Annotated in this window: 10 protein-coding genes; 7 read left to right on the forward strand and 3 right to left on the reverse strand. The window is 40.8% G+C overall.

What is annotated here, in order from left to right:
- Positions 1-2 precede the first annotated feature (2 nt).
- Complete coding sequence (locus tag B4N43_RS09370) at positions 3-1,370, reverse strand: DUF4270 family protein (RefSeq protein ID WP_286734321.1); 1,368 nt, start codon at positions 1,368-1,370, stop codon at positions 3-5.
- Positions 1,371-1,489: 119 nt separating this feature from the next.
- Between B4N43_RS09370 and B4N43_RS09375 the strand changes: the two genes are divergently transcribed.
- Together B4N43_RS09375 and B4N43_RS09380 are read left to right on the forward strand one after the other, a co-directional pair.
- A complete protein-coding gene (locus B4N43_RS09375; RefSeq protein WP_286734322.1) occupies positions 1,490-2,926 on the forward strand; it encodes a sensor histidine kinase in 1,437 nt (478 codons plus the stop codon).
- A gap of 121 nt (positions 2,927-3,047) precedes the next feature.
- The gene (locus tag B4N43_RS09380) at positions 3,048-3,722 is read left to right on the forward strand and encodes a response regulator transcription factor (protein WP_075994521.1); all 675 of its coding nucleotides are present in this window, start codon (positions 3,048-3,050) and stop codon (positions 3,720-3,722) included.
- Positions 3,723-3,758: 36 nt separating this feature from the next.
- On the opposite strand, the gene B4N43_RS09385 is transcribed toward B4N43_RS09380, so the two are convergent.
- Entirely contained in the window at positions 3,759-6,497 is a 2,739-nt protein-coding gene (locus B4N43_RS09385; protein WP_075994520.1) for an outer membrane beta-barrel protein, read from the reverse strand.
- A 218-nt stretch (positions 6,498-6,715) separates the two neighbouring features.
- On the opposite strand from B4N43_RS09385, the gene B4N43_RS09390 reads away from it, so the two are divergent.
- Together B4N43_RS09390 and B4N43_RS09395 are read left to right on the forward strand one after the other, a co-directional pair.
- Positions 6,716-7,258 carry a TetR/AcrR family transcriptional regulator gene (locus B4N43_RS09390; RefSeq protein WP_075994519.1) on the forward strand — a complete coding sequence of 181 codons (543 nt, stop codon included), beginning with the start codon at positions 6,716-6,718 and terminating at the stop codon, positions 7,256-7,258.
- 497 nt (positions 7,259-7,755) lie between these two features.
- The gene (locus B4N43_RS09395; RefSeq protein ID WP_248932701.1) at positions 7,756-9,462 is read left to right on the forward strand and encodes a glycoside hydrolase family 3 protein; all 1,707 of its coding nucleotides are present in this window, start codon (positions 7,756-7,758) and stop codon (positions 9,460-9,462) included.
- A gap of 95 nt (positions 9,463-9,557) precedes the next feature.
- Here the strand turns inward: B4N43_RS09395 and B4N43_RS09400 are convergent, their stop codons facing one another.
- Positions 9,558-11,105 carry a glycoside hydrolase family 10 protein gene (locus tag B4N43_RS09400; RefSeq protein ID WP_286734327.1) on the reverse strand — a complete coding sequence of 516 codons (1,548 nt, stop codon included), beginning with the start codon at positions 11,103-11,105 and terminating at the stop codon, positions 9,558-9,560.
- Between the two features lie 215 nt (positions 11,106-11,320).
- Between B4N43_RS09400 and B4N43_RS09405 the strand changes: the two genes are divergently transcribed.
- The 3 genes from B4N43_RS09405 (at position 11,321) to B4N43_RS09415 (ending at position 14,741) form a co-directional block, all read left to right on the forward strand.
- A complete protein-coding gene (locus tag B4N43_RS09405; RefSeq protein WP_075994516.1) occupies positions 11,321-12,748 on the forward strand; it encodes an L-serine ammonia-lyase in 1,428 nt (475 codons plus the stop codon).
- A gap of 76 nt (positions 12,749-12,824) precedes the next feature.
- Entirely contained in the window at positions 12,825-13,637 is an 813-nt protein-coding gene (locus B4N43_RS09410; protein ID WP_075994515.1) for an MBL fold metallo-hydrolase, read from the forward strand.
- Positions 13,638-14,024: 387 nt separating this feature from the next.
- Positions 14,025-14,741, forward strand: a complete 717-nt coding sequence (locus B4N43_RS09415; protein ID WP_075994514.1) for a DUF4198 domain-containing protein — start codon at positions 14,025-14,027, stop codon at positions 14,739-14,741.
- Positions 14,742-14,844 lie beyond the last annotated feature (103 nt).

Genomic DNA, 14,844 nt, shown 5'->3' on the forward strand with positions numbered 1-14,844 from the left:
AATTATTGAAATTTAGTATAAAGGATGTTTAATTTAATTTTCGGATCATTCTCATTATCTTTTGCCAATATTAACCTATTTCCAGTTGAAAACAAACCCGATGTCGGTAAAGATAGATATAATGAAGTATTATTGTATGCTGTTGTTTTAATTTTTGTTAAATATTCAATCAGATTGAATGTATATGTTCCATTCGAGCCAAAATCATTTCCACGCACTAATGTTGCTTGTTGTGTTGTTGTCGAATAAGGTGAAGTTACCAAACTAATCGGATTTCCATTATTACTTGCCACCATTAAGACCAAACTCTGAGGCTGATCAAAAATCGAGGAAGCTCCATTAGGGACTTCAATGACGAGTTCAGCTTTGTTCACCGCAATTGATGGATTGTTCACCAATTCTAATAACGTTGGAAACTCAATTTTTGCTACAATACCCGTTGAACCCTCTAAGAATACATTTCCATCAGTTTGTTGACTCGCAATTTGAGGATTTTTTAAACTCATTGGCGCAAACTTTGTTGCAGAGCGATCTGCTTCAATCTGATTGTACTGATAGGCCTTGTTGTCAATGGAAAAATATTGCTTTCCAACAGATTTCGTTCCTTCATTATTCAGGAATGAATAGTGAACTTGTAGAAATACGGTGTCTTTAAAACCGATCAAAGCCGTGTTGCCGTTGTCAGGAACAAGTGCCAATCCTTTGAAATACTCTTGGAAGCTTGTGCTGTTCTGAATCCGGTTGTCATTATTTTTGATCATCGTAAATAGCTCATTGCTAATGGTACTGTTGAATCTAAAGAATAATGAATCTGCTGATTGTATACGTGGTTTAAAGGAAAGTTCTGCCAATGGCGTATTTTCATAGGCAAACTTTTGTTTACTGAAGATTGCCGCTGAAGTGACAAAAACAGGACGTTCATCAGCAGGTTTGGTTAAATCAATCTGTGTTTGTGTAATTTCTTCCGTAACACGGTGTACCGATATCTTTTGTACTTTCGTTGTATCACCGTAAGAGTATTTGTTTGGTGTTAATACCAAAGTCACCGAATCCAAGGTCGCGTCATCTGGAATAGAAGCATTACTTATCGTTCCTACTCCGAGTCGCATATAGGCTGTAGACTTCATGCTGCCCGTAACAGCATTGCTATTCTTTCCAACGAGCATTGTTCCAGTAGAGGAAGTCGGAATATCGTCCAATTGATAAGTCGAAACTTTGGCGGAAACCGTATCAATTGGTACTAAACCGATTGTTTCATCTCTTGAACTATCCAATGAGAGCGAAATGTCTTTATTACAACCAACAAAAGCGGCCAATGTAAAAAGTGGAAGTAAAAGTTGAATACTACGTCTCTTAAAGTCTTTAATCATATTAATTTTTGAATAGTGCAAAAGTAATCAATGCGAACTGTTAATCAGTGTTATATTTTGTTAAATATGGTTAATTACCACAGCGATTGCAAATCTAGTAATTTAAATTTGTTTTAGTTATGGGTAGAAGATTTAAATTACTGATCAGTTTGATCGTTTTAATAGGGGCAGGAATTACTGTAGTACTGGGGATTTGGCTTTATGGAAGTTATACAAATCGCCGCGACCTGTTTCTTTCTACCGCTGAGCGTTCGCTCTTCAATGCGGTCCAGGAGGCATACCAAGCGCGCAATGGTGATCGGCAGTTAGATGGCCCGGAGGCTGATCGGAATCGCCTCCTGCAAGATGTAAAACGCGAGCTTTCAACCTTAGTACCCGTTGCTGAACTGGATAAGGCTTTACAACGTGTAAATACCGAACTACCTAAAAACGAGCGATTTGATCGCGAGAGCCACAACAGACGGGAGAAAATGTTTCCCAAAGACCGGGAAGGGCAAGGCGCAATTGTTCCGCCCTTTCTGTTCCGCGACTTTGAGATGAACAAAGCCAATCTGAATTTAATCGAAAGAAAGTTTAAAGAATCCCTGAACAATAAGAGCATTTCAGTACCATTTGAAATGGCTATTGTCACGATTCCACACGATCAAATCAAAGATGCGCGCCGTAAGTACCGCGAAGCAAATCTTGCTTGGACAAGGCCCATGATGGTCAACCCATTAAAAAATGAATTTCTTGTGATCAAGTTTCAGGAGGATTGGAAGTATCTGCTGTATAGCTTAAGCTGGCAGCTGCTCATCTCACTGCTCTTGATTGGACTGCTGCTCGGGACGTTCTTCTATTTGATGAAAACCATTCTCAACCAAAATAAGATGGCCGAGCTGCGTAAGAACTTCGTTGATAACATGACACATGAACTCAAAACACCGGTATCTACAGTCATGGCAGCCATAGAAGCGATACAGTTGTATGGTGTACAGGATGATAGGGAAAAGATGAATCGCTATCTGAATATCTCCAAAAAAGAACTGGAACATCTATCCAATATGATTGAAAAAGTACTTCAAATGGATATCGATGCAACAAGGGGCATTGTTTTGCAACGTACTGACTTCGATCTTGTCGCCATGGTGAAGGGAGCCATTGAAGTTGCTCAGCTGAATAAAATTAAGCAAGTGGACTTTAAGCTTATTGCTGTTCCAAGTGAAATACGGATCAATGGCGACGAAGCCCATCTAAAGAATGTGATCAATAATTTATTGGAAAATGCGATAAAATACGCTGGACAGCAGGTTTATATTGAAGTGGAAGTGAAGGAAATGAAAGAAAATGTCCATATTCGTATTACAGATAATGGTAAGGGAATTCCTTCAGAATACCATAATCAGATTTTTGATATGTTCTTTCGGGTTCCTTCTGGTAATCTGCACGATGTAAAGGGCTTTGGTTTGGGGCTTGCTTATGTCAAGCAGGTGGTAAAAAGGCACGATGGCAAGATTACCGTCGATAGTGAGCTGGAAAAAGGAAGTACCTTTAATATCCGATTACCGTACGAATAAACAGCATTGTTTATTTTTCTGAGCGGAAATAGGGCTTTTTATAGCGCAGTAAATAGGCTGATTTATCCGAAAGATGTCTTTGAAACAAGGCCGAAATATATTTTGATTGAATGACAACCCTATGATTGAAATTTTATATGTAGAAGACGAGCCAAGTCTCGGAATGATCGTTGCCGATAGCCTGGAAGCTAATGGATTTCATGTTACCCATTGCAGTAATGGTCACGAAGCTTTGGAAGCATTTACCGCGGCTCGGCCAGATATTTTGGTCGTCGATGTCATGATGCCCGTCATGGATGGCTTTACATTGGCGACAAAAATACGCGAATCAGATACGCAGGTGCCCATTATCTTCTTGACAGCCAAAGTGCAGACAGAGGATGTTGTGAGGGGATTTCGTTTGGGCGGGGACGATTATGTCAAAAAGCCGTTTAAGATTGAAGAGCTCGTTGTGCGGATAGAATCCTTGTTGAAAAATAGTCCTAAGATGTTATTCGGCCAAAAGCTGATGATAGGAGACTATAGCCTCGATAGCTTAAAACATCAGTTGACTTATCAGGGTGAGGTACTTAAGCTGTCTTTCCGCGAAAGTGAACTGCTGCGGAAACTGTATGAACAAAAAGATAAAGTCATACCGCGGGAGGATATCATGCGAGCCTATTGGAGCCATGATAAGTATTTCACGGGACGGAGTCTGGATGTGTTCATCAGCCGTATCCGGAAATACCTCAGTCAGGATGATCGCATCAAGATTATCAATGTCAGAGGAGTGGGCTACATGCTTACCGTCGATTGAGAGGTGTTCCACGTGGATTGGCGATGATGGTGCATATTAACGACGGGTTTTCATTTCTCCTTTTCCGCCAAGTCCCCGGATATGGTAGGTAAAACTTAATATGGCATAGCGCGTTATGGCGTTGGATTGCGAAACTCGTACCCAAAGATCACTGACCTGCTGATTGATGTTTTTATTGTCATTAAATAGATCAAAAACCGTGAGATTGATTTCGGCATTCCTACGCTTGAACAATTTCTTGCCTATAGAGACATTCCATAACAAACTTGTTGTACTTGGTGAATTCAGAATGCTGCCATTGTAAAGGTAGTTGAATGTTGAATTGAGCGTCCATGTTTTTAACAAGGTCAATGCAATGGAATTGCCAATGGTATGTTTATAGACCGAATAATTCGATTTCTCGCTTGCGGAGTTCTTGGAAAAGGCGATGTTTCCATTGTAATCCAATCCGATGATGATATCCTTGCTGAATGCCGTGTTTACACCGACCCGTTGACTTAGGCCGTAGGTTTGCGCATTGACCTTTTCGAGATTCAATAAGGTGTAATTCTGGTTGAAATAGAGGTTATTGTTTAGGTTGAAATTAAGTTTCAATGGTTCAAAGCGGTATCCAAGGCTATTTTGCCATTTGAGGTTATAGACACCATTGAAATTTTCAGGCCTGATGTATTGCCCCCCCGGCCCGAGTATAACATCCGCTGTGATCGTAAAGGCTGAATCTGTGGTGAAAATGGTATTGGAGATTTTATGCTCAATAAAATCTGCTGTAAAGTCGGAGGTAAAACTTCTGCCCGAACCTTTATTGATTGATCTAAATTGTACCACAAGGTTGTGGTCATATTCTTGCTTTAGATCCGGATTCCCCGAGCTAATGCGTAGTGGGTTTTGATTGTCTATAAAATCCTGTAATTGCTCGATAGAAGGAGTGTTCGTCTTTGCATTATACCGAAACTCAACCCGCGTGTCTTTATTGAAATTATACTGGAAGTTTAGATTGGGCAGCAAACTATTGAAGTGGCTTTTTGTGGTCAGTGTAATGGGAAACAATTTATCATTGACTTGGGAAGCCGTCTGATAATCTAAGCCAATCTGAAATCTTATACTGTCTTTTTTGTTAAATAAGTAGGATACTCCACCGCTATGGTAAACAAAATCATTACGAAATTCATTGGAAAGACGGTTTTTTAATTCACCTAGCTGACCTGTTTCGACCAGAAATTCATAGGTCTTGCGGTCCGAGTAGCGCGCCGTATTCCGAAAAGTATAATTCCCTTGCAGCCGTGAATACGTACCGAACATCTCGGTATAAGCTATCTTTGAGCGAAAACCATTATTATCACCAATGGAGTAATTCCTGTTGTTGACGGTATCGACCCGGTTAAATAGCCCGTCTTTATAATAGGAATTCAGTGCAAAATTTTCAGCATGGCTCTTGTTGCTGTTAAATGAACCATTGAAATTAAAACTGATCGTGCGCCCCGGTTTGTTGAGTCTCCGCATGTAAGTGAGGTCTCCTCCCCAGTTGAAATTTTCTCCAAAACTGTTGTTCCTACGATCAGAGCTATTAAGTATTTCTGTAAGATTTAATAACGTATTGCCTGTAGAACTTGTATTCCTGTCATTATTCTGATAGGAAAAATTAGGTTGAAAGTCAAGTTTCTGAATAGAATCTATCTTCCAGTTTGCGCGGATAGAGAGTGCATGATTGTTGCTGTAAGTGCTGTTTAATTGATCCTGATTGTTGATTTGGTTGGCCCGGTTGCCTGCCGTATATTCTGTTTTACTTTGGCTGAGGATATTATTGTCCGTGTAGTTGTACGTGTAATTCGCATTGAAATCCATTCGGTCATCGAAAAAACGATCCAAATAGTTGAACCCGGCGTTGAAGCGAGTTGTCACTCCCTGTCCGGTACGTCCTCTTGTGTTTCCACGTGGAGCAAAGCCGTTGGGCTGATTGACATTGTTGGTATTGATGTCGATAGCATACTGACGTTTGGGATTCATTTTGGTCACCTGGGTATTTATAGCATATTTCTGGTCGGGACCCACTCCTCCAGAGAGCTTGCCAAAATATGATTTTCTTTTCTCGGGCTTGGTGACGATATTGATCACTTTCATACGTTTTCCATCGTCAAAACCACTAAATTTGGCCTGCTCAGTTTTGTCATCGATAATCTGGATCTTAGCAATCACATCGGCCGGAAGGTTTTTTAAGGCAACCTTCGGATCGGTGCTAAAAAACTCCCTACCGTCAATAATAATCTTATTGACAGGTTCTCCCTGTGCTTTTACATTGCCATCGTCATCAATTTCAACACCGGGAATCTGTTTGACCAATTCGTCGGCATCTGCAAAATCCTGTGTGACATATTTCTTGGTGTCAAATTCAAGTGTATCCCCTTTAACCTGTATACTGCTCGAAGAAATGTTAATTTCATCCAGTACAATTTCGGCATTAGTGAGTTTGAACGTTAGATCGATTGTTTGGCCGATTAGTTTTACACGCCGAAGATCCATGCTGTAGCCCATCGGCTGTGTACTGACCAGATAATCTCCATTGGGAAGTGTGCTACTGCTGAACCTGCCCAAAATATCTGTAGGAACCTGTACTTTACTGGAATCTTTTACCGCGATAATGGTGATGCTTGCACCTCTGATAGGCTGCGAAGTCGTATTATCGAGCAACTTGCCCGTAATATACTGTTGGGCTTGCCCGTTTGTACCCAATAATAAGCAGATAGAAAAGATCAAAATGGTCCAAAGTTTGGTCTTCATCGGTCGAGGTACAAATGTGTTTTAATGTGTTGTTGACGGTTATATAATTTTATTTCCCAAAAATATGGCACTATTTGTTACGAATTATTATCATTTTAGTTACAATAACCCCAAGTGAATGGAAAGATTAGATATATTTGCAGTAGAATTATAAAATCAACTGAACAAATCCGTATAACGATCTAGTGATATACGGATATAGATTAAAAAAATAAAAGATGAAAGAAAGTGTTTTGAGTAGAAAAGAGCGTATTATGAAAGAAGCATTGTTGCTTTTTTCAGATCAAGGCTATACGAATACCTCTACCAAAACGATTGCCCAAAATGCAGGAGTCTCCGAAGCATTAATCTTTAAACATTTTGGGAATAAAGACGCTCTGTTGGTTTATCTGATTAAATCAGGTTATCGTAAGGTTCTTACGCATCACCGGGGTATGATGACTTATCGTGAACCGAAGGAATTTCTGCGTACGATGATAAACCTCCCGGGCAAGTTGGTCAGTGCAGAACCCATATTCTGGAGATTGCAGGAGCGTTTGTCTCATCACCCGTTTTCCAAACAGCAGCATGAACAATTTATGAAACCTGTTCAGCCTATTATTCATCGTGCTTTTAAAGAGCTGGGCTATGAGAGTCCTGAGTTTGAGACAGAATTCTTATTGCTGATCATAGATACCCTATGGAAAAAAGAGGCCATTGGAGAACTCGAAAATACCATGGAGTTGACACTCTTTCTCGAGAAAAAGTATCATCTGATTTAGAGTTCGTGCTTAAATTATTCTATTTCCTGCAACCTGTTTCGGTCTTAATGTATCGCTGCTCATGAAAATAAATGTGGCCTGGTAGACACGTTATAGGTCGCAAAATAAGCTGTTCATAGTGGATACCAACTTCGGCGATAAGACGTTATTTCTGCGAAGATAAAACGGTACTTAGTCGTATTTTCTTCGGTTGCAACCGAAGAAGCACCGAAGGAGCTCCGAACAAGTACCGAAGAAGCACCGAAGGAGCTCCGAACAAACATTGAAAGAGTCCCTGGCTTGCTACCCCGGTTTACCTCGCTTGATGTAAAACAATAGATCTCTCGGGTCTCAAGTTTATTTTCTCAAATATACAAGTCTTCAGTACCCCTTGTGCGTTGTATTGAAATGCTGTTTTGTGCATGTTTATATGAAATTGTTGCAAAAACAATTTCATATTGTCCAAAATAATAACGTTCTTAGTGGTTCTATTTTAAATACATTATACAAACTAATTTATGTTCAAAAAACTCGGTCTGGGAATATTGGCATTAGTCGGCACAATTTCTTTTTTGAAAGCTCAGGACAAAAAAGATTTTGTGAAATACATCAACTCGCAGCATGAATGGGTCGATGCGGTATTCAATACCTTGACGCCAAAAGAAAAAGTCGCTCAGTTATTTTTGGTTAGAGCACACACCAATCTAGGGCAGAAGTATATTGACTCGGTAGCTCAGGTGATACAGGACGAACATTTGGGTGGTCTAGTTGTTTTTCAGGGCGGTCCCGTACGTCATGTCGATATGTTCAATCGCTATCAATCCCTGTCCAAAGTACCTTTGATGATGACTTTTGATGGCGAGTGGGGATTAGGTATGCGTATGCCGGATTCAACATTGTCCTTTCCTTATCAGATGACTTTAGGAGCCGTCCAAGATAATCAGTTGATCTATCGCATGGGACGTGAGGTTGCCTTAGATTTCCAACGTATAGGTATGCATTTCAATTTTGCACCCGATGTGGATATCAACAATAACCCTAAAAATCCGGTCATTGGTATCCGCTCCTTTGGTGATAATAAATATAATGTAACCCAGAAAGCAAAAGCGTATATGGACGGTATGGTGGATGGCGGTATATTAGCTTCCATTAAACACTTTCCGGGTCATGGAGATACAGATGTGGATTCTCATTATGATTTGCCACAACTTCCTTTTGACAAAAAACGCTTAGATACCCTGGAAATGTATCCTTTCAAAGAACTTATCAAAGCTGGAGCACCTGCTGTTATGGTGGCGCACATGAATATCCCGAGTTTGGACGATACACCTAATATGCCATCTTCCATCTCTAAAAAGGTCGTTACGGACCTTTTACGTAACGAACTTGGCTTTAAAGGGCTAGCAGTCACCGATGCAATGGATATGAAAGGCGTAAAGAAGTTTTTCCCAAATGGAGAAGCCGACGTACAGGCGATTATCGCAGGACATGACTTACTTGAAGTATCGGAGAATAGCAAACGTGCGATCGACTTGATCCTAAAAGCCATTGAAGAGGGACGCATAGCACAGGCAGATATTGATGCGCGTGTTAAAAGAGTGCTGGCCGCCAAATTATGGCTTGGTTTAGATAAATATCAGGCCACAGCACAACAGAATCTATACAATGATTTACATCGTGCCTCAGCGGTTCAGCTCATTGACGAACTGTCAAATGCAGCGATCACAGCATTAAATTCTACCGAAAAAATAAAATCATTCAAAAAGGATTTACCTACCGCTATTATCAATATCGGAATTACGGCTAATCAGACTTTCCAGAATGAATTAGCGAGTGCGCTGACCAATGAAACACAGTATTTCGTCACAGACAGCATGAGTAAGGATGATATTAAACGTATTACCAAAGAAATCAAGAAAAATAAACAATTTATTATCGCCGTGCATGACACGAGACTTCGTCCACGTCCGACCATGGTATTGAATAAAGATGTTCAGAGCTTGATGAAGAAATTTGCGAAAAAATCGATCTTGACCTTATTTACCAATGCCTATGCTTTGGATGGTTTTGAGGCGACGAAAAAAGCAAAGACAATTTTGCTGGCTTATCAAAATGATGCCTTCATGCAGAAAGCAGCAGTAAAAACGATTTTGGGGCAAAATACGCCGAAAGGAAAACTTCCGGTTACGATCAACAAAAAATTTAAATACGGACAGGGGAAATAACGTATTATAAAATCACACAAACAGGATGCCTCTTCCGAAAATGGTCCCATTGCATTAGCAAAGCCATTTAGGAAGAGGCATTTTTTTGTCAAATTCTAAATTTCTTCGTTAGCACTTCTGCTATCTGATGGCTTACTTTCATTTTTCATGCGATCAATAGCAGTAACGACATATTTGTACTGTTGATGCTGCTTGATATCGTCATCGGTATATTGAAGCTTATCGCCATCAAAGGTGATAAAGATGATTTTTCCAGGATCCTTAATGTTCACTTTTTCATCGAGATTGAACCGATAGATCACATAGCCATAAGCAGACTCCCCATCAGTGGCCACATCTGGTTTTTGCCAAAATAAGGTGTTCATTTTACCATTGGCCGAATTTTTAATCAGAAGACCGAAAGGTGCATTGGGTGGGATACTATCTAACCACGGCATTGTAGGGGGTAAAGCTGGCGTACGATACAGATCATTTCGCATGGAATCCTGCAGTCCAACAAGATTGTCCGTGAGTGATTTGGAACTGAAATAAATACTTCCCTCCACATCGTGCTCCTCTCTTAAGTGGCGTACCTGTCTGGGAATTTGGCTGCGGTCTGTCCAGCCGATTTTATTTTCTGTAACACGATAAGCCCCATGCCCCACATAAAAGTGACGGCCATAGGTGTGTTTCTGCCACCAGTCAACTAAGATCTCATATGCTGCAGCACGATTTTTGAAAGGAAAGTAGATCTGGGGATTGATGTAGTCTATCCAGCCTTCCTGCATCCATTTTACACCATCAGCATATAGTTCACGGTAAGCACTCAGCCCACGGGTATCTGAGCCAGCAGAATTATTTTCTTTGTTGTCCCATACGCCACAGGGGCTAATGCCATATTTTACATAAGGTTTTATCTTTTTGATGGCAACACCAAGATCGTGTACCAGTACGTTGACATTGTTGCGTCGCCAGTCGTCAATTTTCTCGATTCCGTTGTTATATTGACCAAAGGTAATCTGATCCGGTACCGGTGTATTTCTGCTATCAGGATAGGGGTAAAAGTAATCATCGAAATGAATACCATCTACATCGTAGTTTTTGACTACATCCATAATCACATCAATGATATATTTACGCACTTCCGGAATACCTGGGTTGAAAAGCTTCTTGCCAGCATAGGTGAAGAACCATTCTGGGTGGCGCTTGGTAATATGGTCATCCGAAAAATGGGCCGGATTTAATGTTGTTGATGCGCGATACGGATTGAACCAGGCATGTAGCTCCATCCCTCTTTTGTGGGCCTCGGTGATCGCAAATTCCAGGGGGTCATAAAATGGTGACGGAGGCAGGCCTTGTTTTCCGGTCAGGTATCTACTCCAGGGTTCTCTGCCCTTTGCATAGAAAGCATCGGCAGCAGGACGCACCTGCAAAATAATCGCATTCAGCCCCGCGCTGCGGTGTTGGTCCAGTAAATCAATAAACTCCTGTTTTTGCAGTGCGACATTATTGCCCGCTTTGACAGAGGGCCAGTCTATATTACCTATGGTTGCAACCCACACTCCACGAAACTCCCGCTTAGGTAGTTGTTGGGAATACGTTCTAATCGAAAATAAACAGATAACAATGGTAAAAAAAGAATATAAATATGTTTTTCCCGTCATTCTATAAATTATAGCCAACAAAGATAGGGAAGCATTTCTTACTTTTTCCCTAAAAAATGTAAGATGTTTGTTGGATACTTTTTAAAAGAACCTGAGCTTGGTTTTCAAATTGATAATAATGCAAATACAGGTAACATTGTACTTTATTTGTACTAATTTAGATGCGGTTTTCACAAAAGCAATAGCTTGATCAGCTAACCGCAATAAAAAAGATTATGAGCAAAGAACAAATATCCGTTTTTGACATGTTTAAGATTGGTATCGGCCCCTCGAGTTCGCATACCTTAGGACCTTGGCGTGCAGCCCAGCAATTTACCGCTGTGCTCAAGTCAAAAGGCCTATTGCATGAAGTCGAACAAGTCAAAATTCTGCTATATGGTTCTTTGGCAAAAACCGGTGCCGGGCACGGTACTGATATTGCTGTTCTACTGGGGCTAAGTGGAGATGATCCGGTTACCTTTGATGTCAATAGAGTGACACCCAAAGTCGAACATATCAAGGCGGTCGGTGAACTGGAAGTCGCTGGCGAACGGACGATTCCTTTTTCTTACCAGGAAGACCTCCTGTTTCTATATGCCGAAAGCTTACCTTTTCATCCCAATGCCGTTACCTTTCAGGCCTTCCTATCCAGTGGTAGGGCGATTACCGAAACTTATTATTCTATAGGTGGCGGTTTTGTGGTCCAAGAAAATGATACGGAAAGCGTCCTGTCTGAAGTAGATCTTCCATTCCCTGTGGATACTGCACACGAACTCTTGCATTGGACGATGAAAACAGGGCTGAAAATCTCTGAGCTGGTCCTTGAAAATGAATGTGCATGGCGTGAAGAAAGTGAAACCGTAGCAGGCGTATTGAATATTTATAAAACAATACACGAATGTATCTACCGGGGCTGTCATACAGGCGGAACATTACCTGGGGGCTTAAATGTTGAACGTAGAGCAGCCAAACTAAATAAGAAATTAATGCAGGGACGCAGTTATCAAGATTACGAGTCCTGGATAGCGGCCATTCGTGAGGGCGGCCAAAACTTCCAATATATTCTTGATTGGGTAAGTTGTTTTGCACTTGCCGTAAATGAAGAAAACGCCTCTTTCGGACGCGTGGTTACAGCGCCTACCAATGGAGCTTCGGGCGTTATCCCGGCTGTATTGCAATATTATATTACTTTCCACGACGGAATGCGTGAGAACAAAATTATCCAATTTATTCTTACAGCATCTGAAATCGGTTCGATCTTTAAGAAAAATGCAACGATCTCTGCTGCAATGGGTGGCTGTCAAGCGGAGATTGGCGTTTCCTCAGCGATGGCTGCCGGAGCGCTGACAGAAGTGTTGGGTGGATCGCAGCGTCAGGTTCTGATGGCTGCCGAGATTGCGATGGAACATCATCTTGGATTAACATGTGATCCAATTGGTGGATTGGTTCAGATTCCATGTATTGAGCGTAATACTATGGGAGCCATTAAGGCAATTACTGCTGCGCAGTTAGCACTGCAATCGAACCCAGATAAGGCAAAAGTGAGCCTGGATACTGTGGTTAAGACGATGTGGGAGACCGCTTTGGATATGAATGCTAAATATAAAGAAACAGCAGACGGTGGACTTGCCGTCAATATTCCATTGAGTTTGCCGGAATGTTAATGACTGTCTGAGTTTTCTCGTTTTTCGTATCTTTGACGCGGTAAAATAGATATATTCTTATAAATAGCGTAAACGAATGAAATATTGTGCAATCGCCTCCGGAAGTAATGGAAACTGTTATTATGTGGCTAAAGATGATTCTGCTATTTTGATAGATGCTGGAATCAACAGCAAACATATACACCTTCGGATGTACAATCTGGGGCTTTTACCGACTCAGATCAAAGCAATTTTCATTACCCATGAACATTCTGATCATATCAGAGGCCTATCAGTATTTGCCAAAAAATATAATCTACCGGTTTATATCACCAAGGGGAGTTACGATGGTACCCGATTGCATCTTCCATCCCATTTGGTCCATATAATCTCTCCGGACGAAGTCGTTGAAATTGGAGGTCTCAAGGTGTATGGTATTCCCAAATATCACGATGCCAAAGAACCCTGTAGTTTCCTTGTTTCAGATGGAACATACAATATCGGGGTATTGACGGATATAGGACGGCCTTGTGAAAATGTACAGCATGTTATTCAGCATTCGGATGTATTGCTTCTGGAATCAAATTATGATGAGGAAATGTTGCGTACAGGACGCTATTCGTATTTTCTGAAAAACCGGATCAGCAGTGGTTGGGGACACCTTTCAAATCGTGTTGCCGTCGAACTGTTTAACGCTTATAAAACCGATCGCCTTAAACATCTTATCTTAACTCACCTCTCCGGTGAGAATAATACGGTCGATCTGGTGCAGCAAACTTTCGAACCACACTGCGAACGTATCCAGCTTCATGTAGCAACACGCTATCAGGAAACAGAATTATTCGACCTGAAAGTTGTGCTAGAGAATCATGTAACAGCTTTTTCAATTCCTTCTGCACTCTCTTCCTAGTTTAAAATGCTCTTTTTGTTCGTTTTATGTCTTCAACTAAAGCGTAAGAATACTGTAAAATAAAAAAATTAGTTGATTTAAAAAGATTTCCTATTATATTTGCTTTGTTTTTAATCAGTCTAAATAACTCATGGTATGCTTACTTGGACAAAGAGAAACAAAAACACCATGTAATAGACGGCAATCTATCACATGGCGTAAATCTACATACAGCGGCAACTGAATGTAGGTGACTGAAACAGCACGCTGTGTCAGTTACTCCCGATATACGATATGGAAGAACTTGCAAGATAACGAATTTTATTGTTTTATTCGTTGTAGAGCTCGCTTAAACCAGCAAATTCTCCCATAATAAGTTGAAGAAAACTAAACATCAATCAACATATTATGAAAATTTTAATTTCATTTTTTACATTTCTTGCGGTATTACTGTGTAGTCATACCAGTCATGCACATGCCCTTTGGATTGAATCATCTTCTTATGGGACGTTAAACCAATCCCATGAAGTCAAGGTATATTACGGTGAGTTTGCAACGAATGAAAGAGATCAGATCGACAAATGGTACTCCGACGTGAAGGACTTCTCATTAATGTTGCATGCCCCTGGAAAGGAGCCTGTCAAGATTCAGTTGACGAATAAAGGTGATCACTTTAGCGGTTCATTTCAACCTACAGCAGCAGGAACCTATTTCCTGTCAATAGTTAAAGCACCTAAAGATCTCGGCGGCAAAACGAAGTATGAATTTTCTTCCTTAGTACCTGTTGTCGTAGGAAAGTCTGCAACACTTGATTATACGGCCGTAAAAAGCCCATTGCAGATTGAGTTGCTTGGTGCGGCTAACGCAAAAAAAGGACAAAGCGTACAAGCAAAGATCACCAGCTTTGGCAAAGTTGTGCCTCAGGCCAAAGTTTCTGTTTTTTCGGCTACTGGTTGGGGAAAAGAGTTTGTTGCGGACGAGAATGGTATCCTGACATTTGATGCAATTTGGTCGGGGCCATACGTTTTGGAAGCAAGTACGTTTGCTGAGACAGCAGGTGAACATGAAGGAAAACCCTATGCTTCGGCATGGCAGGGAAGTACAACTTTTATTACCATCAAATAACTGCAGATACAGCGCAGACAAAATAGTAAAGGGTCCATCTGAAACGATGGAAACACCAATGGATCCTTGCAAAAAAAGAATATCTACTATAAAAAACATCTAC

Origin of the sequence: Sphingobacterium sp. UBA1897 (assembly GCF_002337775.1) — a bacterium.
Classification (GTDB): Bacteria; Bacteroidota; Bacteroidia; order Sphingobacteriales; family Sphingobacteriaceae; genus Sphingobacterium; species Sphingobacterium siyangense.

Coding starts and splice junctions, on each gene's coding strand:
- B4N43_RS09370 (WP_286734321.1), bottom strand. CDS start 1,370: ATGATTAAAGACTTTAAGAGACGTAGTATTCAACTTTTACTTCCACTT.
- B4N43_RS09375 (WP_286734322.1), top strand. CDS start 1,490: ATGGGTAGAAGATTTAAATTACTGATCAGTTTGATCGTTTTAATAGGG.
- B4N43_RS09380 (WP_075994521.1), top strand. CDS start 3,048: ATGATTGAAATTTTATATGTAGAAGACGAGCCAAGTCTCGGAATGATC.
- B4N43_RS09385 (WP_075994520.1), bottom strand. CDS start 6,497: ATGAAGACCAAACTTTGGACCATTTTGATCTTTTCTATCTGCTTATTA.
- B4N43_RS09390 (WP_075994519.1), top strand. CDS start 6,716: ATGAAAGAAAGTGTTTTGAGTAGAAAAGAGCGTATTATGAAAGAAGCA.
- B4N43_RS09395 (WP_248932701.1), top strand. CDS start 7,756: ATGTTCAAAAAACTCGGTCTGGGAATATTGGCATTAGTCGGCACAATT.
- B4N43_RS09400 (WP_286734327.1), bottom strand. CDS start 11,105: ATGACGGGAAAAACATATTTATATTCTTTTTTTACCATTGTTATCTGT.
- B4N43_RS09405 (WP_075994516.1), top strand. CDS start 11,321: ATGAGCAAAGAACAAATATCCGTTTTTGACATGTTTAAGATTGGTATC.
- B4N43_RS09410 (WP_075994515.1), top strand. CDS start 12,825: ATGAAATATTGTGCAATCGCCTCCGGAAGTAATGGAAACTGTTATTAT.
- B4N43_RS09415 (WP_075994514.1), top strand. CDS start 14,025: ATGAAAATTTTAATTTCATTTTTTACATTTCTTGCGGTATTACTGTGT.